Source organism: Nonomuraea sp. bgisy101, from assembly GCF_057708945.1.
The window spans coordinates 284752-309958 of record NZ_JBYITD010000002.1 but is presented as its reverse complement, the minus strand read 5'-3'; the positions used below and the strand labels follow the sequence as shown (position 1 = coordinate 309958).

Sequence of the window (25207 nt, the reverse complement as noted above, 5' to 3'; positions counted from 1 at the left end):
CTCTCCAACTGTCAATATTCCAACTATCAATGCCTGGTACGATCGGAGGGTGACCTCGACCCTGCCTGATCTGCTGAAGCGCTCCCTCGGGAACCTGCTGCGCCAGGTGTCCACGCGGTTCACCGGCGAGTCCCGATGGCGAGAGTTCGTCCTGCTCGACGTGCTGGCCGAGCACGACGGCTGCTCACAGCACGACCTGTCGGAACGGCTCGGCATCAATCGGACGATCATGGTGAAGCTCATCGACGGCCTGGAGGCGCACGGCCACGTCATCAGGACCCGCAACCTCCACAACCGCCGGTCCAACGTGCTGCGACTGACCTCTGCGGGTCGCAAGGCCCTGGCGAGCATGCGCGAGGCCGCCGCCGCCCGCGACGCGGAGGTCACCGCGCCCCTGACGCCCGGCGATCGCGACAGGCTCAACGAGCTGCTGACCCTGTTGCTCCCCGAGCCCGCGCAGGTCCAGAGCACCGTGTACCTGATCTCCCAGGCGCACTACCGGCTGCGCAGGCTCGGCGACGCCCTGCTGGCCGAGACCGGGTTGCGGACCAGGCACTTCGGCCCGCTCGCCGCGCTCGACGAGCTCGCGCCGTGCCCGCAGCACCGGCTCGCCGACCACCTGCGGATCACCGAACCCGCCGCGGCCGAAGCCGTCAACGAGCTGGTGAGAGCCGGCCTGGTGGCGCGCGGCAGGGACCCGCACGACCGCCGCCGCTACGCGCTGGAGCTCACCGACCTCGGCAGGCGGCGGCTCGAGGCGGTCAGCGAGGCACAGATCGCGCTCCAGGCGCGGGTACGCGAGCTCCTCGGCGGCCCCCAGCCCGAGGACGAACTGCGCGAGCTGCTCCAGAAGCTCGTCAGCGACGTCTGACCGTGCTCTGCACCTCGCCGACGGGCACGTCACGAGTGGCGCCCACCTCGACGGGATCGTAGGCGAAGGGCACCACGTCGTCCTCCACCTCGACGGGCCACACGGTGGTGACCGTCAGCACGTACACCTCACGCGGCTGGTCGACGGAGGCGCGCAGGTACCGCACGCCGCAGGCGAACTCGCCGCCCTTCCGGTACGGCCGGCCCGAGGCCCCGCAGTCCTCGCGCACCTCGGCCCGATCCGGCGACGTGCCGGCGTCGATCTTGATGTCCTGGAGCGACGCGGTGACGGTCGCGCTCATGATGCCGGGGATGGACGCGGTGACAGAACGCGTCGCCTGCCCGACCCCGCCCAGCCACACCCAGGTCGGCAGGTTGACGTAACTCTTGGCGTCGGGGTTCAGCCTCACCTGCGGCTCCGGCACCGTCAGCGCGGCCCTGGCGATCTCCACCAGCTCCGCCAGCGTGATGCCCGCCGGGGGCGTCGTGCCGGGCGGCACCCACACGAACTGGTCGAGCCCGCCCCAGCAGGCCCTGCCCCTCGCGTCCGCCTCGTTGTAGGCGGGGGTCCACCAGCGGCCCGGCTGCCCGATCTTGTCCTTGAACTGCTTGAGGAAGGCCTGGAACTGCTCCTCCGTGCCGTCAGGGTTCATCCTGAACCAGTAGGCCCTGACGTCCTCCTGGGTCTTGAGCATCTCGGTGGCGTCCGGGCCCGGCTCGTACCAGCAGGGGCGTTTGAGCTGGTAGCCGTCGCCCTTCCCGCCCCTCGCCCCGTTGCCGGTGATCACGATCTTGGAGTTCTCGAGGCGGACGCCCGCCGTACGGCCGTCCTGGAAGCCGTCGCCGCGCGGGCCTCCGGGGTCGAGCAGCAGCAGGCCGGCGACGGCGGCCGAGAGCAGGGGGTTCAACGGGCACACCCTTCCTTGCCGTGTCTGAAGTCCTTGACCCGCCACACGCCGTCCTCGCCCTCGGCGAGCACCATGGCCTGCAGGTAGGCGGCCCGCGTCCACGCGGGCTGGGTGGGGACGGCCGTGCCGCCCCTGCCCTTCAGCACCCGCAGGCGCGTCTCGTCCACACAGGCGCCGACCTCGGCTCCCCCGCCCATGACCGCGGTGACGTTCATCGCGTAGATCCGCGCGGTGCCGCGCACCGACAGGCCGTCGAAGCTCAGCACCCAGTCGACGGCCTCGCGCCCGCCGGGATCGGCCACCCTGGCGAGATAGGAGTCGTCGCCGGTGACGACGGCCTTCCACATTCCCGCGTAGACGTCGGTGAACGCCCTGAGCAGCGCCGCCTGCCGCGGGTCGGTGGTGGCGGGCCGTTCGACGAGCACCTTCGTCCTCGGCCCCACGAGGATCGTCTCGGTCGAGGGGGCGCCGGCGGCCGCGGGAGTGGATGCGACCGCCTGGCGCGGCGTGAAGGGCCGATCGGCGCCGGCGGCCGCGCAACCGGCGCCGAGCAGGGCGGCGGCGACCACCGGTGCGATCAGCCCTCGCATGCGGATCACGCTAGGTCTCCCTGTCTTCCGGGAGCCATTGATGTGCGCCTTTCGGTATGAATCACGCGGAAGACTCCCTGACCACGTGGATCCGCCATGACGGCAGCAGCTCGTCGATGAGCGCCTCGGTCTCGGGGGCCATGCCGCCGCCGTACGGGTGCGATGCCGACCTGCGGGTCAGGCCCTCGACGACGGCGCGCAGCCGTACCTGGTCGCCGGTGGCGTGCGTGGCGCGCAGCAGGTCGCGCCACAGGCCCTCGTCGTCGGCGGCCAGCAGCAGACCCGCGCGGACCGCGGCCACCGCCGCGTCCGCGTCGCCGTGGGCCAGCCTGACCTCGCACAATCGGTGGGCGGCGTCAGCGACGGCCGCCGCCACGTCGTACTCCAGCTCGTCGGCGGCCAGCCACGCGTACCTGGCGCCCGGCCTGCCGGCCAGCAGCGGACCCCTGACCAGCCCGAGCGCCCTCTCCAGCAGGACCGCCCGCGCGGTCTGGTCGTCGTGTGAGCGCCTGACCAGCTCGCGGAAGAGCGCCCAGTCGGTCCGCACGCCGGGGCCGAGCCTGAGCCGTCCCGCCTCGTCGGTGTGCAGGTGCTCCTCGCCGAGCCAGTGCGCGACCCGCGCGATGGTGGCATCACGCACCAGCGCCTGCACGCCGCGCGGCCACAGCACGCCGCCGAGCACGACGGGATGGACGCCTCCCGGATGCGTGGCCAGGTAGACCAGCAGCTCGGTGGCCAGCTCCATCCGCCCCTCCTCCATCGGCTCGGGGCCGCTGACCTCGATGGGGCCGAGCAGCCTGATCTCGACGGCGGGCGGGTGGAGCTCCTCCAGCGGTTCGGGCTCCGGCATGGCCTCGCCCTCGTGGCGCTCGGCCGTGTCGAACAGGTCCAGCAGCGCCTGGTAGTGGCGGCGGGGCAGCAGCTGCGCCGCCACCTCGAAGCCCAGCTCGGGGACGCGGGCGCGGCCGTCCTCGGTGATCTCCACGGTCCAGGTGGCGTGCGGCACCTCCCCCGTGAGCACGAACCCCGCCGTGCCCTTCCTGGCGAGCAACGCCAGGCGCCGGGCCTCCTCCAGGGTGGGCGCGACGGCGCTGAGCAGATAGTGGGCCAGCCTGGACTGGCCGTTGACCCGCCCGGTCAGCACCTCCTGGCGGGGCGCGGCCGCCGTCTCCAGCTCGGGCAGCACCTCCGACAGGCTGCCCACGGACCTGACCCGGCCTGGCGCGATCGTGGTCAACTCCTCGCCGAACCCGACCAGCGTGACGCGCATCTCGTCCGACCACCTGTTGGTGGCCAGCTCGACGGCCAGGGCGGCGAGCGCGGCGGTGGTGTGCGGGCCGCGGATGTTGATCAGGCCGTGGGCGGCCTCCAGGTCGACGAGGACGCGACCGCCGCCGTCGGTGCCCAGCGAGACCAGACCCGGGTACGGCGCGCCGCCCGCCTGCTCCTCCAGGAGCCTGCCCTCGTGGGCGGCCAGCCGCCAGACCTGCCCGCCGTCCTGCGCCTCCCACGGCTCGGGCGCGTCCGCGCTGGGCGGATGGATCCACAGGTCGAGGGTCCTGGCCGACAGGTGAGCGGCGTAGACCGTGGGAGGGACGCGCTTCTGGGCGGCCAGCTCGGCGCCGAGCACGCGCAGACCGATGTCGAGCATGCGGGCGCCTGGCGCGTCGGCCCCCAGGCGAAGCGCCACCTCTGCCTTGGCGGCGTCGTCGCGAGGGCGGGCGATGCGGTGGCCGAAGGCACGGCGCCAGAGCTGGCGGCGCCGCCTGCCCCCGAGGACCACGAGCAGGCCAGCGGCGGCCAGCGACGCGCCCGCGAGGTAGTCGACGAGATCGAGCCCGGGATTCTGCTCGGCGGCGCCGTCCTGGCTTGCGGGCGCGTCCGCCACCGCGCGCCCTGCCTCGGCGCCTGCCTCCCCGGACCTCGCCCCTTCCTCCGGACGCCTTGTCCCCTCCGCGCGTGTGGCTTCTTCCGCGCGCCTGGCTTCTTCAGCGCGCTCGGCCGCCTCCGCACGCTTGGCCGCCTCCGCACGCTTGGCCGCCGCCTCCGCACGGTCGGCCTCCGTACGCTTGGCCTCCTCTGCACGCTTTGTCGCCTCCGCGCGCTTCGCCTCTTGCGCGCGCTTCGCCTCCGCCGCGCGCTTGGCTTCTTCCGCGTGCTTGGCCGCTTCCTCCGCGCGTTTCGCGGAGTCGGAGCGGTGCGACTCCTCGGCCTTCGGGTCCTGGCGAGCCGGGTCTGCCTGCTCCTTCGCCGGGGCGGGCCGAGCGGGCCTGCCAGGCTCCTGGTCCGACACCGCCGGCGGGCCAGGATGCTCGCGCAGGATCGTCTCTCTCGACTGCCCGGCAGGCACGATGTGCACGTTGACCGCGTCGTCCGGCATGTCCAGCACCCACCCTGGCCTGATCAGGTCGGCCATCCGCAGGCGGGCCCCGTCAGGCTGCTCCTTGTGCTGGTTCAGCCGGAAGATCTCCGGATATCTCCGCCCGTCTCCCAGACACTTCTCCGCGATCTCCCACAGGCTCTCGTGGTGCCTGCCGTGCGGCGGCTGAACGGTGTAGACCTTCCTCGCCTTGTAGACGGTCGCCTCCTCCTCGAACACCGGCGCCGCGTACGCCACGGTCGTCATGGCGGGACGCGCGGGCGGCGCGCTCAACCCCGCGATCGGCACGGCCACCGCACCCGCGGTGAACAGCAGCAACACCGCCGACACCAGCCTGTTGGCCAGGGCCTGCGTCGCCCCCGACAGCGGCACGCGGGCGGGCATCCCCACCCTGCGGATGCCGCCGTAGACCTCGACGACCACGCACACGAACAGCTGGAACCACGCCAGCCACACCAGGAGCACCATCAGCGCCACGACCGTGCTGGCGCCCACCTGGCTGGTCACGAGGTCGAGGTCGAGCAGTTCTGGAGAGATCGGCGGGCCCGCCAGCGCCAGCAGCGCGTACGGCACGCCGCCCACGAGCGCGACCAGCACCATGAGCGCGCCCAGCCCAGCGAGGATGTCACCGGGCGTCCGCTTCGACGGGATCCGCACGGGCGCGGGCCTGGGCCGCTGACCGGCGGGCCTCTTCCCCCCTGCGGGCCGTTGCGAACCGCCCGTGGCCTTCACCGGACGACCCACGGGCGCCGCGGGACCACCCACAGGTCTCACAGGACCACCGGCAGGCGTCGCAGGACCACCCACAGGTCTCACAGGACCACCGGCAGGCGTCGCAGGACCACCCACAGGTCTCACGGGGCCATCGACGGGGGGCGCAGGGCCGCCCGCCTGGCGTGCGGCACCGCCTTCAGGGCGTGCGGGACCGTCCGCGCGCGCGGGTTCTCGCGTCGGCATGGCCTCTCCCTCCTTCACATCCAGCGTCGCCGCCCGCCGCGGGCCGAGCCGGCGAGTGACGCGATTCGGTCTGGCTCAACGGGCGTCAGGCGCGGCGGTGGCCTGCCCCTCCATCTCCGCGCCTGGGAATCCGAGCGCGCCCAGGAAGTACGCCGTCCAGCTCACCCGGACCCATACCGTCACCTGCGTCTGGGCGTCCCCCACCCGGCAGTCGCCGGGCCGTACGTCGTCGGAGGAGTAGGCGTTGACGACCTCCGTGGCCCGCGCGCACACCTCGTCCTGGCCGAGCAGGCGGGCCTGGCCCGTCTGGCGCAGATGTTCCACGTCGATCCGGTCCGCGCCCGCCCTGGCCGCCTGCTCGGCCACGTCGGCCGCCCGCAGCCTGGCGTTGATCGCCGCGCCGCCGTCCACGAGCAGCCCGGCCAGCAGGAACACCACCACGGAGAACAGCACGGTGAACACCGACATCGACCCGCGCTCGCTCAATCGACCCTCCTGAACTGCTCCAGCGGGACGACCGAGGTGCCCGTCATCAGCTTGGAGGCGCCGAAGCCCAGGAACTCCAGGTCGAGTTCGCAGGTGACCGCCGCCTGGACCTGGCCGCCCTCCTCCCACCTGGTGCCCGACAGCGAGACCCGCGGCGCGGCGCACTGCCCCTCCAGCGCCGACCTCGCGCTGTCCTCCGCCGCGCCCTCCGCGTCCGCGAGCGTGCGCTGGACCGAGGCGGCCCGCGCCGCGTCCATGGCCGCGCCGTTCACCTCGCCCTGCGCCTCGACCAGCCGTCCCGCGCCCGCCAGGAACAGCAGGAACAGCAGGAAGACCGGGGCCAGCATCACCGTCTCGACGGCCATCGAGCCTCTGTCGGCGTTCATCCGCAGTCGTCGCCTCCGTTGTCGGGGCGGAAGCACTCCACCGGTCCTCCCGAGGTCGCCGTGATCGTGAACGTCAGGTCGGGGAGCAGCGGGATCACCTGCACGGCACTGCCCGTCACCGTCACCCAGCGCTCGTCGGCTCCTTTGGGTACGGCCGACGCGGCGGCGCCGTCGAGGATGCGGGGGCCGATGGCGCGGGCGACGTCCTCGGCCCTGGAGACGGCCTCGTCCTGCCAGCTCGTCGAGTCGAACGGGGCCGACCTGGCGACCCTCGCCCCTTCCCTGGCGGCGGCGTCGGCCACCTGCCGCCCGTGGAACCACAGCGCGACCTGCACGATGAGGAGGATCACGGCGAGGACGACCGGCATGATGAGCGCCAGCTCCACGACCGTCGCCCCCCGCTGCCCCCTCGCCACACCGGGCGGTGTCTCCCCGTCCGGCGGCCGGCCGACCGCTGAGGCTCCGGCCGTCTCACCACCGGCAGACCCCGGACATCCCCAGGAACCGCCGGCGGTGCGACCACCGGCAGACCCCGGACATCCCCAGGAACCGCCGGCGGTGCGACCACCGGCAGACCCCGGACATCCCCAGGAACCGCCGGCGGTGCGACCACCGGCAGACCCCGGACATCCCCGGGAACTGCCCCCGGTGCGACCACCGGCAGGCCCTGGACCTCCCCGGGAACCGCCGGCCGTCCGACGACCGGTGGCTCCGGGGGAGGTCCGTGGTGGCTGCGTGCCGAGGCCCGGCAGGACGCCGGCAGGCGAACGACCGGCGTCGTGCAGGGACAGGTCGCTGGCGAGGTTCACTCGTTGCCGCCGCCGGAGCCGCCGCCCCCGCCGAAGCTGTTCTGGAGGTCGGCCTGCTTCTGCTCGACCAGCGTCTTGATGAGCGTCGCGAGCCCGAGCGCCACCCCGGCGATGATCGCGGTGATGATCACCCATTCGACGGCGGACGCCCCCCGCGAGGGGGCGGTGCGGGCGCGGTGGAGGCGGACCCCGAGGTACGCCGTCAGGTACACGATCCATGGGTGGTTCATCAGGACCCCAACATCTTCATAGCGGCGGGAAAACTGAGAAAGATCACGAACCCGGCGCACAGCAGGAGCTGGGCGACGAGCATGGACTGGGACCGCTCCCCCGCCCGCCCCTCGATCTCGGCGAGTTCGCGGCGGCGCAGGGTGGCGGCGCGGGCGGTCAGCGAGGCGCGCACCTTCGCGCCGTCGTCGGCGACGAGGCCGAGCGCCGCCGACAGATCGCGCAGCTCGTCGACGTTGATCTCCTCGCCGAGCTGGCCGAGCGCCTGCCATGGGGTGATGCCGACGATCCTCGCCCCGCTGAGCGCCTCCCTGATGCGGGACATCGCCCAGTTCGGGGAGTCTCCGCTCACCGAGACGGCCATCATGAGCGCCTCGGGCACGCCGCGCCCGCCCGCCAGGTTCATGGCGACCAGGTCGAGGAACGCGCCGACGACGTGGCGGAAGTCGCGCCTTTTCGCCGCCGCGTCCCGCCTGATCTGCAGGTCGGGCAGGAGGAAGAACACCAGCGACACGGCCAGCGCCGCCCAGAACGGGATGGTGAGCGACACGCCCCACTCCATCAGCACCAGCCATCCGGCCAGCACGGGGAAGGCGAGCAGTCCCGAGGCGGCGAGGAGCGCCTTGGTGGCCAGGAACCCCTCGAACGAGCGTCCCACGAGCGCGAGATCGGCCTTGATGGAGCGGACCTCCCAGCCTCTCGCGGCGTAGAGCCTGGCGAGCCGTACGCCGAGGCCGCGTCTGAACGCGCTGACCTCCTCGTCGGGGAGGACCAGCTGGAGGCGCGGAGCGTCGGCGTCCTGCCTGGCGGCGTCGAGCGCCATGAGGCGGGCGACGAGCCCGGGACGGGCAGGGAAGAGCGCCCGCATCAGGAGGAAGATCCCCAGCCCCAGGACCCCTCCTGCCAGCACACCCTCAACCATCGGGCCCTCCCTTCCCGTACGGCGAGCCCGGCCGGCCGGCGGAACGGATGACCGGCCGGTGGGCGCTTGCCTGTTCGGCCGCCATGAGGGGCGGGCGGACCGTGTGCCCATGCCACGCGGGGGCGAGCGGCAGGCGGAGCGGCTCATGCATGGGGTGCTCCGGGGGGTTGGGGGAGGTCGAGGGCGAGCAGGCGGGTCGGCTTGTCGAAGCGGGCCAGCCGTCGCATCCACGCGAATCCCGCGCCGAACAGCCCCGCCACCACCACGAGGACGGCCTGCCCCAGCCACGACCGGTACTCGGCCACGTAGGAGGGGTTGAACACCACGAGCGCCGCCGCGAAGCCGAGCGCGGTGAGCACGACGATCTGCACGGATCTGCGGGTGGATCGGCGTTCCGCTTCGACGCGGCGGCGCATGTCCAGTTCCTCCCTGGCCGAGACCGCCAGCGCCCCGAGCACGTCCCGCAGTCCGGGCCCGCGCAGCCTGGCGTTGAGGATGAGGGCGGCGACGACCAGGTCGGCGGAGGGGTCGTCGAGCTCGTCGGCGAACAGCCGCAGGGCGTCGGGCAGCGCCATCCTGGTGTGGAGCCGGTCGACCATGGCCCGCAGGTGCGGGCGCAGCGTCGGCGCGGCGGCGCGGATCGACGAGGGGATGGCCTGTTCCAGGCCCGCCGCGCCCGCGATCGTGTCGCGCAACGACTCGGTCCACGCGGCGAGGCCTTCGAGACGGGCCATGGCCGCCCGTTCGGAGGCCGCCCCGCCGGACAGCCCGCGCCAGGCGAAGACGAGGAGCGCGGCGCCGGCCGCCATCACCGGCCACTGGGTCACGGCGAGGATGAGCGTGGCGAGGACGGCCGCCACCGCCGTGCGCGTGGAGAGCGTCCTGAGCAGGCGGCGAGGCGCCGAGGCGGGGCGGGGGCGCATGCCGTGAAGGGAGAGGAAGAGCAGGAGGAGGCCGCCTCCTGCGGCGGCGCCCGCGAGCATGGCGAGGGGGTCGACGCCGATCATCACCAGCCTCCGGGGACGTAGCCGTGCGGGGTGAGCTCGTCGAGGCAGGAGACGGGCGCGTGCGGCACGGCGGCGCCGTCGGGCCCGGGCGCGAAGACCTCGCTGGACAGGACGCGTCCGTCGACGCCGTTCACCTCCCTGACGCTGGAGACGAAGCGGCGCAGCGTGCCGCCCGAGGCGTAGTCGTTGCGCTTCTCGATGAAGACGACGAAGTCGATGGCACCGGCGATGAGCATGTGGGTGGCGTCGACGGGCAGTCGCTCGGCGGCCTGCAGCGCGTAGGTGGAGATGCGGTTGAAGACCTCCATGCTGGAGTTGGCGTGGATGGTGGACAGGGAGCCGTCGTTGCCCTGGGTCATGGCGTTGAGCATGGTGACGATCTCGTCACCGAGGACCTCGCCGACGATCACGCGGGACGGGTTCATGCGCAGCGATCTGCGCACCAGTTCGGCCATGGTGATCTCGCCCTGCCCCTCGGAGTTGGGCAGGCGCTGCTCGAAGGCGACGACGTTCGGGTGCAGCTCGGGGAACTGGTCGAGCCCGAGTTCGAGCGCCCGCTCGACGGTGATCAGCCGCTCGGCGGCGGGGATCTCGTTGGCCAGCGCCCGCAGCAGCGTCGTCTTGCCTGCGTTGGTGGACCCGGCGATCATGATGTTCTTGCGGGCGGAGACGGCGGCGCCGAGGAAGCGGGCCAGGTTCGGGGTCAGCGTGCCGTTGCCCACCAGATCGGACAGGAAGACCTTGCCGAGCCTGGCGCGGCGGATCGACACGGCGGGTCTGACCGTCACGTCCATGACGGCGGACAGCCGGGAGCCGTCGGGCAGGCGCAGGTCGAGTTGCGGATTGGCGGTGTCGAACGGCCTGCTGGACAGGCCCGAGTAGGCGGCCAGGATCTGGATGAGCTCGATCAGCTCCTCGTCGGACTCGGCGACGGGCTCGTGGGTGAGCTCCTGGCCGTCGGCGTAGCCGACGAAGACGCGGTCGCAGCCGTTGATGTCGATGTTCTCGACGTCGGCGTCGTCGAGCAGGGGCTGGAGGCGGCCGACGCCGAACAGCGCGGCGTGGATCCCTGCGGCGAGTGCCTCCTCCTCTTCGAGCGTCGGCGGCGTACGGCCTGAGCCGATCTCGCCGCGCGCGAACTCCTCCAGCACCTGGGAGATCAGCGCCCTGGCGAACTGCCGCTCGTCCTCGCCGGTCATCGCGGGCATGCCGTTGGCCTGGTCGAGGCGGCGCTGGTGGGCCAGGCGGTCGCCGACCTCCTGCCGGAAGCGCTTCACCAGCGAGTGGTCGAGTGTCATGACACCCTCACCTGGGAGGACAGGCGCCCTGCGAGCTCGCGGGCCGTACGGATGAGCAGGGAGCGGTCGAGCCGTCCTCCCCACTGGCCGCGCAGCAGTTCGGCTCCCTTGGGGTCGTGCGCGAGTCCCGCCACGAACGCCGCCTGGCCGCCCACGATCCTGCGCACCTCGTCGACGGAGGCGCGGTAGGTGCGCGGGTCGGCGATCACGACCACCGCGACCTGCGGGCCCTTGGGGAGGAGGGCGAGGCGTTCACGCAGGTGGGCGACGTGGTCGAGGCTGGCCCTCGTGAACAGCGCGAGCAGTTCGGCCTCCGCGATCAGCTCGCTCACCTGCGGGTGTGCGCCGAGTCTGCCGCAGTCGGCCAGCACGTCCGCGTGCGGCAGGCCGGACAGCGCGCGGCCGAGCGGTCCCCATATCCAGGTGAGGCCGGCCGCCTGCTCGCCGTGGGTCAGCCCGGCCAGGACGTCGAGCCCGCCGATGATCTTCTGGGTGTGCTCGTGGATCTGGGCCGGTTCGAGCCCGCGCCTGGCGGTCGCGCCCAGCGTGAGCAGTCCCCTGCCGGGGTTGAGCATGCCGCCGTCCAGGGCGGGCAGCCGGTAGGCGAGGTCGCCTCCGGCGGGGTCGCATTCGGCCAGCAGGACGGCACGCGGCCAGACGGCGCCGAGCGCGGTCGCCGCGGTGGTGACGCCCGGCGCGCCCTTGTCGGCGGCCAGCACGATCAGCGCCACGTCAGCGCGCTCCCGGCAGCTCGGCCACCGCGATCTCGCCGCTGGAGGCGTAGGCGGCGATCTGCGGCGACACCGTCGCGTCGACGATCACCGTGATCAGGCCCGCCGAGCCGGACCGGGTGGGCTCGCCCACGACGTGGACCAGGGCGTTGGGCGCCAGCACTCTGCTCTGCGCGGTCGCCGACCGTCCAGGCACGTGGATGACCTGCACGCGGTCGCCTTCCTTCAGGCCGGCGGGCGCCTGGCCAGGTTTGAGCGCGAGCCCGACCTTGGCCTTGCCCGGGCCGAGCTCCTTGCTGGCGGTGACGGTCATCTCGTCGGTGAGGAGGGTGCCGGGCAGGAGGGTCACGCTCGCGTACGTCTCGATCACCGCGAATCGCCGCGACCACGCCACATATCCGATGCCGGTATCGGCTATCTGCACCTCTTCCAGCGCATTGGGAGAGATCTTCTGACCCGCCCCGATCTGTTGCACGACCCTGATCGCGGAAATGCGGTCGCCGCTCCGCATGACCAGCAATGTGGTGGCCAGCGCGCCACCGAGAATGAGGAGAACGGCAAGCGCGGCGAGCGCGGGTTTCCGCTCGCGTGGCGGCACGGGGAGCTTGCGGGACGCGCTGCTGGAGAGCACGCCTGCGGGCCCCGCCGCGTTGACGGCGGGCTTTTCGCTGGTCCTCATAGGTGGGGGGCTCCCATGATGAATTTTCGGGAATTCAGGCCATTATGTGCATCTACCGGCCTGGCGCGGGGCCCGAATGCGATGAACAATGCTCGTTTCGCAGGTAGGAGGCTGTCAACTAGACCCGTTAATTAAAGCTGCTTGAAATGCCCACCTATTTAGTGATAGCAACCACATTCGCCTCAGAATTCACAGATTCGTCACCTGAACCTGTTCAAACCATGCGATGCTTGGTGGCATGGGCAGGCTCCGCGGGCTCTTGGCCCGGCTCCGTCGTCGCTGGGTCTCGCGTGTCGCGGGCGCTCCTGCCACCTCGCGGGTGGTCGGCGGCCTGCACCGGGCGGCGTCCAACCTGGTGGAGGTGACCGCCGAGGTGAACGCTTACGCCGGGCTGCTGGAGGAGAAGGCCGAGGAGCTGAGGGACCGCACGCGCGCCTACCAGCAACCCCCTTCCTGACACGACAGCCCCCCTTTCACGCCCCAGGAATCTCTCGCGCCGACGCCATGCGGTCAGGCGCCCTCCAGGAACGATCACCGGCGGCCCGCCCGGGCGCGGCGATCCATGCCGGTGTCGTCATCCGGGCGGCGCGCACGCCGGTCAACGGTTAGCGTGGCGGCCGGTCCGACCCCGAGGAGACGGCACATGCGGATCATGCTCACCGTGCTCGACGAGCGCGGCGACCGTGACGTCGTGATCGAGGGCGACGAGGCCACCACGGTCGCCGGGGTGGCCGAGGCCCTCACGGAGCCGCCGGGGGAGCCGCTGGCGAAGGTGGTCCGGCTGTCCAGGAGCCGCGCGCCGTACGGCCTCGGCGGCCCGCCCCGCCTCCCCCGGCAGCGCGGCGAGGCGCGCGCGGCCGCGCCCCCGGCGGGCGAGGACGCGTGGGCGACGGGCACGGGGCTCGGGTTCGAGGGACCGACGGTGTGGCGCGACGGCAAGCCCGTCGACCCGCGAGCACCCGCGCGAGCCGTCCTGCGCAACGGCGACACGATCACCCTGAGCCCCGGGCTAGCCGGGCTCACCGTCGTCGCCGAGCCCGGCGGGGTCGCCGAGGTCAGGGTCGTGGGCGGTCCCGACGCGGGCTCCGTCCACCGCCTGGGCCTGGGCGTCCATGTGATCGGCGCCGACCCCACGTGCGCGATGGCCGTACGGGACGCCGCTCTGGCGCCCGAGGCCGCGATCGTCAGGGTCACCCCCGCCGCGATCACCGTCGAACCGCCACCGGCCAGGACTCATGAGCCGCCGAGGAAGAAGGCGAAGGGCAGGTACGCCGAGGAACTCGACGAGCTGGCGCTGCGGGACACGCCTGCGACGGGCGAGCCGCCCGAGATCCTCCTGGACGGCGAGCCCGTCACCGCTCCCGCCGACTGGCCGGAGCACGCCCTCCTCACCGCCGGGTCCTCCCTCTTCACGCTGACCGCGATCGAGCCGGCCGACGCCCATCTGGCGCCCCGGCCGGACGGCGGCCTGGCCTACAACCGCCCGCCCCGGCTGAAGCGGCCCGGCACCGCGCGCAGGTTCGAGGTCCCGCAGGAGCCCAGGCGCGCGGAGACGACACGGCTGCAGCTGCTGGCCGCCTTCCTTCCCGCCGTGCTCGGCGTGACGATGATGCTCGTCACCGGCCAGTGGTACTACCTGCTCATCGCGCTCATGACGCCGCTCATCATGGTCGGCCAGTGGTGGAGCGACCGGCGTCACGGGCGCAGGCAGCACAAGCGCTCGACCAGGAAGTACAGGGAGGACCTGGCCCTCTTCCACGAGGAGGTCGAGCGGGCCCGCAGGAGCGACCAGCGGGCCAGGAGGGCGGCGGCCCCCGACCCCGCCGAGGTGCTGCTGACCGCGACGGGACCGCGCAGGCGGCTGTGGGAGCGCAGGATCCACGATCCGGACGCGCTCAGGCTCCGCGTCGGGCTCGCCGACCTGCCTGCCGAGCTGGAGTTCGACGTGCCGTACGAGGCTCCGGTCTGCGAGAAGGTGCCGGTGGCGCTGCCGATGCGCAGGCTGGGCGTGGCGGGTGTCACGGGCCCGCGCGAGGAGGCCGCGGGCCTGGTGTCGTGGCTGGTCGCCCAGGCCGCCGCGCTGCACAGCCCGCGCGACCTGGCGATCGTGGTGATCTCGGCGAGCGCCGACGCTCGAGAGCGGTGGGGCTGGGTGCGCTGGTTGCCGCACTGCGTGCCCCACAGGGGCGAGGACTGCGTGGCGCTGGTCGGCGCCGACCCCGAGTCGGCGGGCAGGCGGGTGGCGGAGCTGACCGCGCTGATCGACGAGCGGCTCAACACCTCGATCCCCGAGTTCGGGAAGGTTCCGACCGGCTGGGACGACCTGGGCGGCCCCGAGACGGCCGACGGGCGGCCCTCCTACGACGAGCGGCCCTTCGACGTGCTGGTGGTGCTCGACGGCGCGCAGGTGCTGCGCGGCCTGCCCGGCATGCCGCAGGTGCTGCGTCAGGGCCCGCGCGCGGGCGTCTACACCCTCGCCGTCGACGAGGAGCAGCGGCTCCTGCCCGAGGAGTGCGAGACCGTGGCCGCCTGCGGCCTCGACGGCCTGGTACGGCTGCGCGGCGGCGGCCTCGACGCGCTCGGCGCCGCGATCGCCGACCGGGTGCCGCCGTCGTGGTGCGAACGCCTGGCCAGGGCGCTGTCGCCGCTTCTCGACGTCTCCCGCGAAGACGCCTCGGGCAGCCTGCCCGAGGCCGTACGCCTGCTCGACCTGCTGCACCCGCCCGTCCAGTGGAACGCTCCGAGCACCGAGGCGGTGCTGGGGGTCGGCCCCGACGGCCCGTTCACCGTCGACCTCGCCAAGGACGGCCCGCACGCGCTGATCGCCGGCACCACGGGCGCGGGCAAGTCTGAGCTGCTCCAGACCCTCATCTGCGCGCTGGCCGCCAGGAACAGGCCGGACCAGCTCACGTTCGTGCTGATCGACTACAAGGGCGGGGCGGCTTTCAAGGACTGCGCCAGGCTCCCGCACACCGTCGGCATGGTCAGCGACCTCGACGGGCACCTCACCCAGCGCGCTCTCACCTCGCTCGCCGCCGAGATCAGGCGCAGGGAACGGCTGCTGCTGGAGGCGGGTGCCAAGGACCTCGACGAGTACGAGGGCACGCTCCCGCGCCTGGTGCTGGTCATCGACGAGTTCGCCGCGCTGGTCGCCGAGCTGCCCGACTTCGTGGCGGGGCTCGTCGACATCGCGCGCAGAGGGCGTTCGCTCGGCATCCACCTGATCCTGGCCACCCAGCGGCCCGCCGGCGTGGTGACGGCCGACATCCAGGCGAACACCTCGCTGCGGATCGCGCTCAGGGTGACGGAGGCGGCGGAGTCGGCCGACGTGATCGACGTCCCCGACGCCGCGCACATCTCCAAGGCGACGCCCGGCCGGTGTTACGTCAGGTCGGGCGCGGGGGCGGCGGTTGCCGTACAGGCGGCGAGGGTGGGCGGGCGCGGCTCCGGCGCGCGGGCGCGGCTGCGGACCGTGGAGCTGGGCTGGGCCGCTCTCGGCAGGCCGCTGCCGCCCCCGCCCGAGGCCGCCGAAGGGCCGGCGATCACCGACCTGGCGATCCTGGCCGACACGATCGCAGCGGCGGCGCAACGGGCTGATGTGCCCGAGCAGCCGAGCCCGTGGCTGCCGCCGCTGCCCGCGCAGGTCGTCCTCGACCCGCCCGAGGGCCTGACGTTCGGGGTGACCGACCTGCCGTGGGCGCAGGAGAGGCGGCCGCTGACGCTCGACCTCGAACGGGGCGGTCACCTGCTGATCGCGGGCGCGGCGCGCAGCGGCAGGTCCACGGCGCTGCGCACGATCGCGGGCGCCATCGCCGCCGCGCGCTCGCCCGCCGACGTGCACCTGCACGCGATCGACTGCGGCTCGGGCGCGCTGCTGCCGCTGGTCGCGCTGCCGCACTGCGGCGCGGTCGTCACGCGCGACCAGCTCGACAGGGTCGAGCGGCTGCTCACGAGGCTGCGCGAGGAGGTCGGGCGCAGGCAGCAGCTCCTGGCCGAGGCGGGACACGCCTCGCTGGCCGAGTACCGTGCGGCGGGTCACCGGCTGCCGTGGCTGGTGCTGATGCTCGACAGGTGGGAGGGCTACGTCGCCGCGTTCGAGGGCTACGACTACGGTCGGCTCACCGAGGCGCTGCTCCAGCTGCTGAGGGAGGGCCCCGCCGTGGGGTTGCGCGCCGTGGTGACGGGCGACCGCTCGGCCCTGCTCGGCCAGGTGTCCACGGTCTTCGACGAGCGGCTCGTCCTCCGCCTCGCCGATCCCGCCGACTACGGCCTGGCCGGGCTGCCGGTGAAGGAACTGCCCGCCTCGATGCCGCAGGGCCGCGCGCTGTCGATCAGGGAGCAGGGCGTCGTGGAGAGCCAGATCGCGCTGCTCGACCCCGACCCGTCCGGCCCCGCCCAGGTGGCCGCGCTGCAGGCGCTGGCCCGCACCCGCGAAGCCGCGGGTGAGCGGCCGCTGCGCGTCGACGCGCTCCCGATGCGCATGACCGCGGGCCAGGCCCTGGAGCTCGGGCCCGCGCCGAAGGGCCCGCTGTGGGCGCTGCTCGGCGTGGGCGGCGACGCGCTGGCTCCCGTGGGCGTCGACCTGCTCGCCCACGGGCCGGGTGCCGTCATCGCGGGGCCGCCGAGGTCGGGCCGTTCCTCGGCGCTGCTGACCGCCGCGCGGTCCCTGATCGCCTACGGCACGCCGGTCGTCGCCGTCGTCCCCCGCCGCAGCCCGCTTCGAGATCTGCGGGGCGCGCTCGCGATCCTCGACGGCAACGCCGCGGGCCTGCGCGAGCTGCTCGACGGCCGCGAGCGCTACGTCCTGGTCGTGGACGACGCCGAGCTGATCAACCCCGACTCGCCGCTCGGCCTGCTCATGGAGGAGACGCTCAGAACCGGCAGGGACGGCGAACACGGCCTGATCATCGCGGGCGCGACCGGCGACCTGGCGACCGCCTACCGCGGCTTCGTCGCCGAGGCGCGCAAGTCGCGCACGGGGCTGCTGCTGTCGGTGCAGAGTCCCGCGGACGGCGACCTGTTCACCGTACGGCTGCCGCGTGGCGCGGTCGGCGGGCCGCCGGGGCGGGGGCTGCTGGTGACGCTCGGCGCCGTGACCCCCGTCCAGGCGGCCCTGCCCGACTAGGCCTGGCCCAGCGTGTGGTCGGTGACGGTGCCGTCTGCGCCGCCCCAGACGTCCTCTTCCTCGAGCAGCCAGGTCGAGTGATCGTTCTTCCGTTCCTCCTGGCCGCCGGGAGGGGCGCCGCCCATCGGCACCATCGGCATGCCCATGCCGGACCCGTTGGCGCTCCGCGCGCCGGCCTGGGTGGCCGTCCCGTAGCCGCCGGACCCTGCGCCCGTGACGACGCCGGTGCCCGTGCCGTGGCCGGAGTTCGTGCCGGTGTTAGTACCGGTGTTCGTGCCGGTGTTCGTGCCGGTCGGCAGCCCGGTTCTGGCGTCGATGGACTGGTTGTTCGGCAGGTTGTCGACATTCGGCTGGTGGAAGTCGGCCAACTTGGTGGTACGCGCGTCAGGATTGTTCATACCGGAAGTGGGGTCGCCGGGAAACCTCGGGTTGTTCACTCCGCTGCCGCCCGGAGGGTTGTGGGGGTTCTGTGAGCCGTCGCCGCCGGTGCCGGGGATGTCAGGGAACCTGGTCCCGTTGCCGCCGGTGCCGTTGTCTCCTCGCCCGGTTCCGCCCGAGCCCGTGCCGCCCTGGCCGGTGTCGCCGGGGAAAGTGCCGTCCGGCCACTTCCCGGACAGGTCGCCGTTCCCCGTCCCGTAGCCGCCGGTGTTCGGGTCGTAGGAAGTGGGGACGAAGGGGGGCGTCTTCGTTCCTCCCGGGGGGATCGTGGGCATGGTGATCCGAGGGGGAGGCGTGTTGGACGGCCCGATGTCAGGAAGGTCCTCGCGCACCTCCTCGGGCAGGAGATTGTGAACCTTCTGAAGCTGGTCGTTGATCACCTGCAGATTGCGTTTGGCCCGATCCCTGTCGGACTCGATGAAGTCCCCTCCGTCGAAGGTGATGTCCCAGAGGCCGTCGTCCCACGACTGACCGTCATCCCAGCCGGCGAAGCCCTTGCCGTTGTCCGGCATGTTGCCCATGACCGACTGGCTGATCTGCTCCATGGCCGTCCCCACGGCAGAGGTCTTGATGGAGAGATCCCTCACGGTGATGTACAGCGCCCGCAGGGCCTGCTGCGCCTCCACGGACGGCTTGTCGCCCCAGACCTTCGCCATCGCGAAGGCCGCGTCCGAGATCACCGTCAGGGTGTCCGACAGGAGCTTGCTCGCGTTCTTGTAGGCGGTGGCCGCCTTGTCGACGCTGCGGCGGGCGTCCGGCGCGCTCAGCCCGCTCATCACCGCCGAGGCCTGCGCGACCGACGGCGTGTCCTTCAAGTTGAAATCGGCTGCGACCTTGACCGGGTACTGCTTCGACTTGATGTCCATCAGACGCTCTTCGTGCCCGTGTTGATCTGCTCGGTCCCGTTGTAGACACCCGCGCCCGCGTTGACGAGCGACAGGGCTGTGCCGTACTTCAAGTTGATCTCGCCGTAGACGTGCATGATGAAGCGATGCGCCTCGGAGATGGTGTCGAACACGGCATCACCGGCCTCCCAACCCTGGTTCGGCGCGGGATGGGTCACCATGCCGCGGGAGGTGAGATCCTGCATGGAGCCGATCTCCATTCCCGTCAGGCGTTCGAGGCCGTCGTTCAGCGCCTTCGCGATGCCTTTGAGCTTGTCAGCGCTGTACTCGATCTCCCCCGGTTTCGGGTCAAGGCCGGGCCACCTGTGCTCGATTGGCACCGGGTCTCTTGGCTCTGCCATTCGCTCACCTCCGTCATCGTGATCTCGACTGTAGTGGAACCTGACCAAGCCGTGTGGAAGTTGGACATAAGGCTCCTATGCTGGCCTCCATGCAGACCCGCAAGGATCTCTACCAAGCCCATCGGCTGATGATGCAGCGCATGGGCATGGCCCTGCTCCAGGCGGAGCCGGACGTCCCCGAGTCACCCATGCGCAGGCAGAACGTCGCGATGTTCTGCGGACTGCTCATCGCGGTGCTGATCGTCGCGGGGTTCGGGATCTGGGGTCTGATCAAGCCGGGCAACGCGACCAACCTCACCGAGCCAGGACAGCTGCTGGTGGAGGAGAACACCGGCGCCACGTTCGTCTACAGCCAGGAGCAGGGCAAGTTGGTGCCCGTCGCCAACTACGTCTCGGGGCGGCTGCTGCTCGACAGCACCGACGTCAAGGTCCGCAACGTGACCGCCGCCTCGCTGGCCCGCTTCGACCGCGGTCCGATGGTCGGCATCCGTGGTCTGCCCGACTCCCTGCCTCCCTCGGAGAAACTGGTCAAGGGCCCCTGGTCGGCGTGTGTCATGGACAACCCGGCTCCGTCCGCCGAACGCAAGCAGTTCGTGTCGCTGGTGGGTGGCGTCAACGTGGGCGGCAGGCCGGTGGGCGGCGACGCGATGGTGGTCGTCGACACCCGGCGCAACGCCTACGTGATCTTCAATGACACGAAGATGCGGGTGCAGCCGGAGGGCGTCGCGGCGCTCGGGGCGAGCGCCCCCAGGCAGGTGCCCGCCTCCTGGCTGAACGCCATCCCTGACGGCCCGGACTTCCGCGCGCGGCATCCCTCCGGCATGGGCACGCGGATGAAGGGGCCCGACGGCGAGAACGCGAGAATCGGCCAGATCTACACCACCACCGGCGTCGCGGGCGGCCAGACCAGGTGGTACGTCCTGGTCTCCGACGGCCTGGCGCCCATCACCCCGACACAGGCGAACCTGGCACTCCAGGACCCCAGGATCAAGGCGGTGTACGGCAGCCGCGACGCCGTGCCGACCGAGATCGACGCGGCCACCGCCAACAGCAACCTGACGAAGACGCAGAGGCACCTGATGGGGGGCGGCCTGCCCACCTCTCTGCCCAAGGTCATCACGGTGCAGGGGACGTCGCCGCTGTGCGCGGTCTACTCCGACACCGCCAAGGGCTCGGTCAAGGCGAAGCTGACGATCGGCAGCACGATCACCATCCGGCCCCCTACGGTGACGGGCAGCGAGCAGTACTTCGACCAGGTGATCCTGCCGGCGGGCGGGGCCGCCCTCGCCGGGCTGCTGCCCGGAGAGGGCCAGCTGGGCGCGATCAACACCTACGAGCTCATCAGCGACCAGGGCCTGAGGTTTCCGCTGCAGTCGGCCGACCAGATCGGCAAGCTGGGCTACCAGCCCGCCGATGTGACACCGGTGCCCACCCATCTGCTCCACGCCATCCAGCCGGGCCCCACGCTCGATGCCGCCAAGGCGCGGGACCATCTTGCGCCCGGACAGTAGCGGCGGGGCGCTGTGCGGCCGCAGGGCGGTGCTCACCGGCCTGCTCGTGGCCGCGACAGGTTGCGGGCGGCCGCGCGGGACGACGCGACTGGTGATCGCCACGGGCCAGCGCGGCGGCGTGTACTTCGACTACGGCGAGGGCCTGGCCGCGGCGATCTCGGCGGAGTATCCGGACCTGCGCCCCGAGGTGATCACCACGGGAGCGTCGCTGGACAACCTGAGGCTCGTGGCGGGCGGCAGGGCCGACGTGGCCTTCACGCTGGCCGACTCGGCCGCGCTGGCCGTCGCGGGCGAGGCGCCCTTCGCCGCGCCCCAGGAGGTGCGGGCGCTGGCCAGGCTGTACGACAACTACGTGCACCTGGTGGTCCGCGCGGGCTCCGGCATCGTCGCGCTCGGCGACCTGCGAGGCCAGCGGGTCTCCTGCGGAGCGGCCGGCTCGGGCACCGAGATCATCGCCAGGCGGCTGCTGGCCCTGGCGAGGCTCGAACCCGACACCGTCGAACGGCTCGACCTGGCCAGGTCGGCGGCGGCGCTGGCGTCGGGCTCGATCGACGCCTTCTTCTTCTCCGGCGGCCTGCCCACGCAGACGATCAGCGAGCTGGCGGGGCGACGGCTGGTCCGCCTGGTGGACCTGCGCGACCACGCCGAGCCGATGCGCCGCAGGCACGGCGAGTTCTACAGCCCGCGCACCATCCCCGCCTCCGCCTACGGCCTGCCCGCGTGCGGCTCGATCGGCGTGCCCGACTACCTCGTCGTACGGCAGGACATGGCCGAGGACCTCTCCTACGAGCTGACCGGCCTGCTGTTCAGCGACAGGGACGCGCTGGAGCGCGCGCACCCCGAGGCGCGCAGGCTGAACGTCAGGTCCGCCTTCGCCACCGATCCTGTGCCGCTGCACAAGGGGGCGATCCGCTACTACAGGGAAAGCAGATCCTGACGTCGAGGCCCGTGGGCTCGCGGGCCAGCAGGTCGATCGAGCCGCCGGAGGCGGCGACAAGCACGGACACGATGGACAGGCCGAGGCCCGTGCCGTCCACGTTCTGGTGCCTGGCCGAGCGCCAGAACCGTTCCGTGGCCCGCGCGAGCTCCTCCTCCGGCAGTCCCGGCCCGTCGTCCATCACGTGGATCACGGCGTGATCGTCGACCCGCTCCAGGTGGACGGTGACCGTGCCGGCGCCGAACTTCACCGCGTTGTCGATCAACGCGTCCAGGATCTGGTCGAGCGCCTCGGGCAGCGCGAGCACGGCGGCCCCCAGCCCGCCCGTACGGCGCAGCACCACCCCCTGCCCCTGCCACACCGCCACCCGCCCGTCCACGACCTCCTCAGCGTCGACCGCGACGATCCCCTGGTCGTCACGCCGCTCCGCGGTGGCCAGCGCCAGCAGGCCCTCCAGGATGCGGGCGAGCCTGTCGGTCTCCTCCACGGTGAGCGCGTGCTCGCGCCGCCCGCCCTCGTCCAGGTGGCCTGCCAGGTTCTCCACGCGCAACCGCAGCACGCCCAGCGGGGTGCGCAGCTGGTGGCTGGCGTCCGAGACGAAGGCCTGCTGGCGGTCGAGCAGGTCGGTCACGGTGTCGGCCATGCGGTTGAACGAGCGGGCGAGCCGTCTGAGCTCGGGCGGCCCCTCCCTCGTCGCGACCCTGGCGTCCAGCCTCCCCTGGGTGATGTCGTGGGTGACAGCGTCGAGTTCGAGCACGGGGCGAAGCGTCCATCGGGCCAGCCACCTGGCCGCGAGCCAGGTCAGCACCATGGCGAGCAGGTAGCCGGCGAACAGCACCGCCCAGTTGCGCGCGATCCTCGCGCGCAGCGGGCCCGTGGGCGCGATCGTCAGCGCGGCGCCCACCACCTCGCCCTCCTGGATCACCGGCACGGCGACCACCAGGTCCGCGGCCTGCCACGGCCAGATCGTCTCCGGCTGCCGCGGGTCGGCCGACAGGGCCCGTTCGATCGGCTTGCTCGCCTGGTCGAGCGACAGCGCGGGCGGGGCCACCGCGACGATCTTCCCTTCCCCGTCGAGTACGGCGGCGCCGATGCCGAACAGCTCGTGGTAGCGGACCAGCTCGGCCCGCAGCCGCAGGTTCTTGGCAGGTCCGAGCGCCGGGTCCGCCTGCGAGGCGAAGCGCTGGGTGTCGCCCTGCTGCTCGATGAACGACTCCTGCGTCTCGCGCACGGCCAGGTTGACCGCCAGCGGCACGGTGACCGTGAGTAAGGACAGCGCGAGCAGCGACATGTAGCTGATCAGCAGGCGGCGGCGCATGTCAGAGCGTTCGCATGCGATAGCCCATGCCGCGCACCGTCTCGATCAGGGCGGGGTCGCCGAGCTTGGCGCGCAGGCTGGCGATGTGCACCTCGAGCGTGCGCGCCCCGCCCTGCCAGGTGGTCTGCCAGACCTCGGCCAGCAGCCCGTCCCTGCCGATCACCGCGCCGTCGGCCCGCACCAGGGCGTGCAGCAGGTCGAACTCCTTGCGGGTGAGGCGGACGTCGGTGCCGTTCATCCGCACCGAGCGGCCGACCTCGTCGACGTCCAGCGGGCCGTACGTGCTGGTGCCACGCGCGGAGGGGCGATGGCTGCGCACCCTGCGCATGACCGCCTCCATGCGCGCCTCCAGCTCGGCGACGCCGAACGGTTTGACGATGTAGTCGTCGGCGCCCGCGCGCAGGCCGCGCACGCGCTGCGACTCCTCGCCCCTCGCGGTCACCACGATGATCCCGATCTGGGAGTCGGCGCGCAGGCGGCGCAGGAGGTCGACGCCGTCCAGGTCGGGCAGGCCGAGGTCGAGCAGCACGAGCTCGGCCCTCGCAACCTCGGGCAGGGCCAGTGCCTCGGCCGCCGAACGAGCGCGCTCGACGTGGTGTCCGTGCCGCAGCAGAGCGGTCGCCAGCGCGTCGGCGAACCTGTCGTCGTCCTCGACGAGCAGGATCCGCATGCTCAACAACTCCTCAAATCTGACACCGAATATTTCACCACGGTTAACTTGAGTTTCTATCCTCCCCCTAAACGGGATAAGGGGTGCTTGTGGGGCAGGATTCGCAAGGGTTCGCCTACCTGCCGGACTCGCTCCGCAGGGCCATGCGGGCGTGCGCCGACCAGGTGGACGACGTGGCCGCCATGCAGCACGTCTTCACCCCCGCGGCGCTGAACCGCCGGGACTTCGGGCTCGCCCCCGGCGCCGAGAACGTCGCGGACGCCTACTGCGGCGATCCGGGGCGCTACGAGAGCGTCGCCACCTACCTCAACGACCTGCAGCAGGCGCTGGGGTTCATCGCAGCCGCGCTCGCCGAGTCCGAGACGGCCTACGCGAAGGCTGGGCCCAGGTGACGCGCGAGCCCAGCATCAACCCCGTCACATGGAACTGGAACCCCGCCTCGTGGGGATGGGACTTCAACCCGGGCACGGTGCTCAATCCAGGCCCGCTGTTCAGCACCCTCTCCTCCATGTGGCACGCGCTGCCCCTGATGTTCGACGACACCATCGAGCGTCGCCTGATGGGCGCCGCGGCCGCGCACCGCCGGCTCGACACCGATCTGGAGCGGCTGCACCAGGCGATCGACCCCGCGGTGGCCAAGATCGTCCAGGACTGGCAGGGCGGAGCCGCCGACCAGTTCAGAACGGCGTGGAGCAGGGTGGTCGACCCGAAGGCCCGCGCCGCGCTCCGGCAGAGCTGTACGGGCGTCGCCGAGGTCCTCGAGTCGGTCCTCAACGCCACGAACATGACCAAGCAGGCCATCATCGAGCTGGTCAGAACGGCCGTGCTCTGGGGTGCGCTGTTCTTCGCGTTACGCCTCGCCGCCTCCATCTGGGCCGCCTACCTCGCCTACCTCAAGACCACCAGGCTGGTCATGGCCGCGGTCACGCTGCTCCAGCGGCTGGCGGCGTTGTTCAGGACGGCGGGCACCCTCCTGGCCAGGCTCCCGCTCGCCGGCCGCCTGACGATCGTTCCGAAGATCGGGAACGCGCTCAAGACGGCCGCCCTGCGGCCCTTCGACATCACGACCATGACCAAGCTGGCTTCGGCCGGCTTCAAGTCCTACGCCAAAACCTCCGCCTGGGTCTACGGCGGCGTCATCGGCACCCAGATGGCAGCGCAGGGGATGAAGGGCGAGAGCATCTTCAACCTCTCCCCGCTGACGTTCGCGCAGGCGGCCCGGATCACCACGGCCGCCACGCTGGCGGGCGTCTTCCTGCCGATCGCGGGCCCCTTCAGCAAGGGCCTGTTCCAGGGCGGCTCCGCCGCCTCGTGGGCGGCCACCCTCACCAAGAGCGGCGTGGCGGTCGGCGAGTCCGGCATGGCCTTCGGCGGCTTCGTCGCGGCCCGCAACTGGGCCACCTCGAAGCTGCAGTGGCTGGCCAAGCTCGGACCGGACGCGCAGAAGCAGGCACTGGGCTTCGCGCCGACGGCCGCCTTCAGGGTGTGGCGTCCGCTGAACACCTCCGAGGTGCCCGAGCAGCTGCCGTCGTGGGAGCGACCCTCCGTCGACAGCTGGTCGGTGAACGAGGGCTCCCTGTGGGAGGTCGCCGACAAGGTGTGGGGCGACGGCTCCCGGTGGAGGGAGATCTACGACGCCAACCGCGACCTGATCGGCCCCGACCCCAAGGTTCTCAGGGTCGGGCAGGTCCTCACCATCCGGGGCTAGGCC

General features: G+C 72.2%; 23 protein-coding genes. 7 read left to right on the top strand and 16 right to left on the bottom strand.

The annotated features are described in order from the left end of the window. Positions 1-49: 49 nt before the first annotated feature. Entirely contained in the window at positions 50-871 is an 822-nt protein-coding gene (locus tag AC3EO4_RS05015; RefSeq protein WP_431894002.1) for a MarR family winged helix-turn-helix transcriptional regulator, read from the top strand. Here the strand turns inward: AC3EO4_RS05015 and AC3EO4_RS05010 are convergent. From AC3EO4_RS05010 to AC3EO4_RS04955, 12 genes are all read right to left on the bottom strand, one after another. Then, positions 858-1778, bottom strand: a complete 921-nt coding sequence (locus AC3EO4_RS05010) for a hypothetical protein (RefSeq protein ID WP_431894001.1) — start codon at positions 1776-1778, stop codon at positions 858-860. The genes AC3EO4_RS05015 and AC3EO4_RS05010 overlap by 14 nt on opposite strands. Continuing rightward, entirely contained in the window at positions 1775-2377 is a 603-nt protein-coding gene (locus tag AC3EO4_RS05005) for a hypothetical protein (protein WP_431894000.1), read from the bottom strand. The genes AC3EO4_RS05010 and AC3EO4_RS05005 overlap by 4 nt, the downstream gene beginning before the upstream one ends. A 52-nt stretch (positions 2378-2429) precedes the next feature. After that, positions 2430-5405, bottom strand: a complete 2976-nt coding sequence (locus AC3EO4_RS05000) for a BTAD domain-containing putative transcriptional regulator (protein ID WP_431893998.1) — start codon at positions 5403-5405, stop codon at positions 2430-2432. Positions 5406-5780: 375 nt separating this feature from the next. Then, positions 5781-6191, bottom strand: coding sequence for an Rv3654c family TadE-like protein (locus AC3EO4_RS04995; protein ID WP_379571060.1), 411 nt, complete (start codon positions 6189-6191; stop codon positions 5781-5783). Beyond that, positions 6188-6577 carry a TadE/TadG family type IV pilus assembly protein gene (locus tag AC3EO4_RS04990; RefSeq protein WP_379571058.1) on the bottom strand — a complete coding sequence of 130 codons (390 nt, stop codon included), beginning with the start codon at positions 6575-6577 and terminating at the stop codon, positions 6188-6190. The genes AC3EO4_RS04995 and AC3EO4_RS04990 overlap by 4 nt, the downstream gene beginning before the upstream one ends. Then, the gene (locus tag AC3EO4_RS04985) at positions 6574-6993 is read right to left on the bottom strand and encodes a TadE/TadG family type IV pilus assembly protein (RefSeq protein WP_379571056.1); all 420 of its coding nucleotides are present in this window, start codon (positions 6991-6993) and stop codon (positions 6574-6576) included. The genes AC3EO4_RS04990 and AC3EO4_RS04985 overlap by 4 nt, the downstream gene beginning before the upstream one ends. Before the next feature lie 389 nt (positions 6994-7382). Beyond that, positions 7383-7616: a hypothetical protein gene (locus AC3EO4_RS04980; protein ID WP_379571054.1), complete on the bottom strand. Its 234-nt coding sequence runs from the start codon at positions 7614-7616 to the stop codon at positions 7383-7385. Then, a complete protein-coding gene (locus AC3EO4_RS04975; RefSeq protein WP_379571052.1) occupies positions 7616-8536 on the bottom strand; it encodes a type II secretion system F family protein in 921 nt (306 codons plus the stop codon). The genes AC3EO4_RS04980 and AC3EO4_RS04975 overlap by 1 nt, the downstream gene beginning before the upstream one ends. A gap of 143 nt (positions 8537-8679) precedes the next feature. Continuing rightward, positions 8680-9543, bottom strand: coding sequence for a type II secretion system F family protein (locus tag AC3EO4_RS04970; protein WP_431893996.1), 864 nt, complete (start codon positions 9541-9543; stop codon positions 8680-8682). Further along, on the bottom strand, positions 9543-10841 hold the full coding sequence (locus AC3EO4_RS04965; RefSeq protein ID WP_431893995.1) for a TadA family conjugal transfer-associated ATPase: 1299 nt from the start codon (positions 10839-10841) through the stop codon (positions 9543-9545). Before AC3EO4_RS04965 ends, AC3EO4_RS04970 begins: the two co-directional genes overlap by 1 nt. After that, the gene (locus AC3EO4_RS04960) at positions 10838-11572 is read right to left on the bottom strand and encodes a CpaE/TadZ family protein (RefSeq protein ID WP_431893993.1); all 735 of its coding nucleotides are present in this window, start codon (positions 11570-11572) and stop codon (positions 10838-10840) included. The genes AC3EO4_RS04965 and AC3EO4_RS04960 overlap by 4 nt, the downstream gene beginning before the upstream one ends. Position 11573: 1 nt before the next feature. Further along, positions 11574-12251: a hypothetical protein gene (locus AC3EO4_RS04955; RefSeq protein WP_431893991.1), complete on the bottom strand. Its 678-nt coding sequence runs from the start codon at positions 12249-12251 to the stop codon at positions 11574-11576. Between the two features lie 238 nt (positions 12252-12489). Between AC3EO4_RS04955 and AC3EO4_RS04950 the strand changes: the two genes are divergently transcribed. Further along, positions 12490-12708 (top strand): hypothetical protein, encoded by a 219-nt coding sequence (locus tag AC3EO4_RS04950; protein WP_379571043.1) that lies wholly within the window; start codon positions 12490-12492, stop codon positions 12706-12708. A 186-nt stretch (positions 12709-12894) separates the two neighbouring features. After that, entirely contained in the window at positions 12895-17376 is a 4482-nt protein-coding gene (locus AC3EO4_RS04945) for an FtsK/SpoIIIE domain-containing protein (protein WP_431893990.1), read from the top strand. On the opposite strand, the gene AC3EO4_RS04940 is transcribed toward AC3EO4_RS04945, so the two are convergent. Both AC3EO4_RS04940 and AC3EO4_RS04935 read right to left on the bottom strand, forming a co-directional pair. Beyond that, entirely contained in the window at positions 17373-18680 is a 1308-nt protein-coding gene (locus AC3EO4_RS04940) for a hypothetical protein (protein ID WP_431893989.1), read from the bottom strand. The genes AC3EO4_RS04945 and AC3EO4_RS04940 overlap by 4 nt on opposite strands. Then, complete coding sequence (locus tag AC3EO4_RS04935) at positions 18680-19039, bottom strand: hypothetical protein (protein WP_379571037.1); 360 nt, start codon at positions 19037-19039, stop codon at positions 18680-18682. The genes AC3EO4_RS04940 and AC3EO4_RS04935 overlap by 1 nt, the downstream gene beginning before the upstream one ends. A gap of 110 nt (positions 19040-19149) precedes the next feature. Between AC3EO4_RS04935 and eccB the strand changes: the two genes are divergently transcribed. Continuing rightward, positions 19150-20571, top strand: a complete 1422-nt coding sequence (gene eccB / locus AC3EO4_RS04930) for a type VII secretion protein EccB (protein WP_379571035.1) — start codon at positions 19150-19152, stop codon at positions 20569-20571. Then, complete coding sequence (locus tag AC3EO4_RS04925; protein ID WP_379571033.1) at positions 20555-21508, top strand: TAXI family TRAP transporter solute-binding subunit; 954 nt, start codon at positions 20555-20557, stop codon at positions 21506-21508. The genes eccB and AC3EO4_RS04925 overlap by 17 nt, the downstream gene beginning before the upstream one ends. Here the strand turns inward: AC3EO4_RS04925 and AC3EO4_RS04920 are convergent. Together AC3EO4_RS04920 and AC3EO4_RS04915 are read right to left on the bottom strand one after the other, a co-directional pair. Further along, entirely contained in the window at positions 21432-22826 is a 1395-nt protein-coding gene (locus AC3EO4_RS04920) for a sensor histidine kinase (RefSeq protein ID WP_379571031.1), read from the bottom strand. The genes AC3EO4_RS04925 and AC3EO4_RS04920 overlap by 77 nt on opposite strands. Before the next feature lies 1 nt (position 22827). Next, on the bottom strand, positions 22828-23496 hold the full coding sequence (locus AC3EO4_RS04915) for a response regulator transcription factor (protein ID WP_431893987.1): 669 nt from the start codon (positions 23494-23496) through the stop codon (positions 22828-22830). A gap of 89 nt (positions 23497-23585) precedes the next feature. Here AC3EO4_RS04915 and AC3EO4_RS04910 point away from each other — a divergent pair, with 89 nt between their 5' ends. Together AC3EO4_RS04910 and AC3EO4_RS04905 are read left to right on the top strand one after the other, a co-directional pair. Then, positions 23586-23888: a hypothetical protein gene (locus AC3EO4_RS04910; RefSeq protein WP_431893985.1), complete on the top strand. Its 303-nt coding sequence runs from the start codon at positions 23586-23588 to the stop codon at positions 23886-23888. Then, entirely contained in the window at positions 23885-25204 is a 1320-nt protein-coding gene (locus tag AC3EO4_RS04905) for a hypothetical protein (RefSeq protein ID WP_431893984.1), read from the top strand. The genes AC3EO4_RS04910 and AC3EO4_RS04905 overlap by 4 nt, the downstream gene beginning before the upstream one ends. Positions 25205-25207 lie beyond the last annotated feature (3 nt).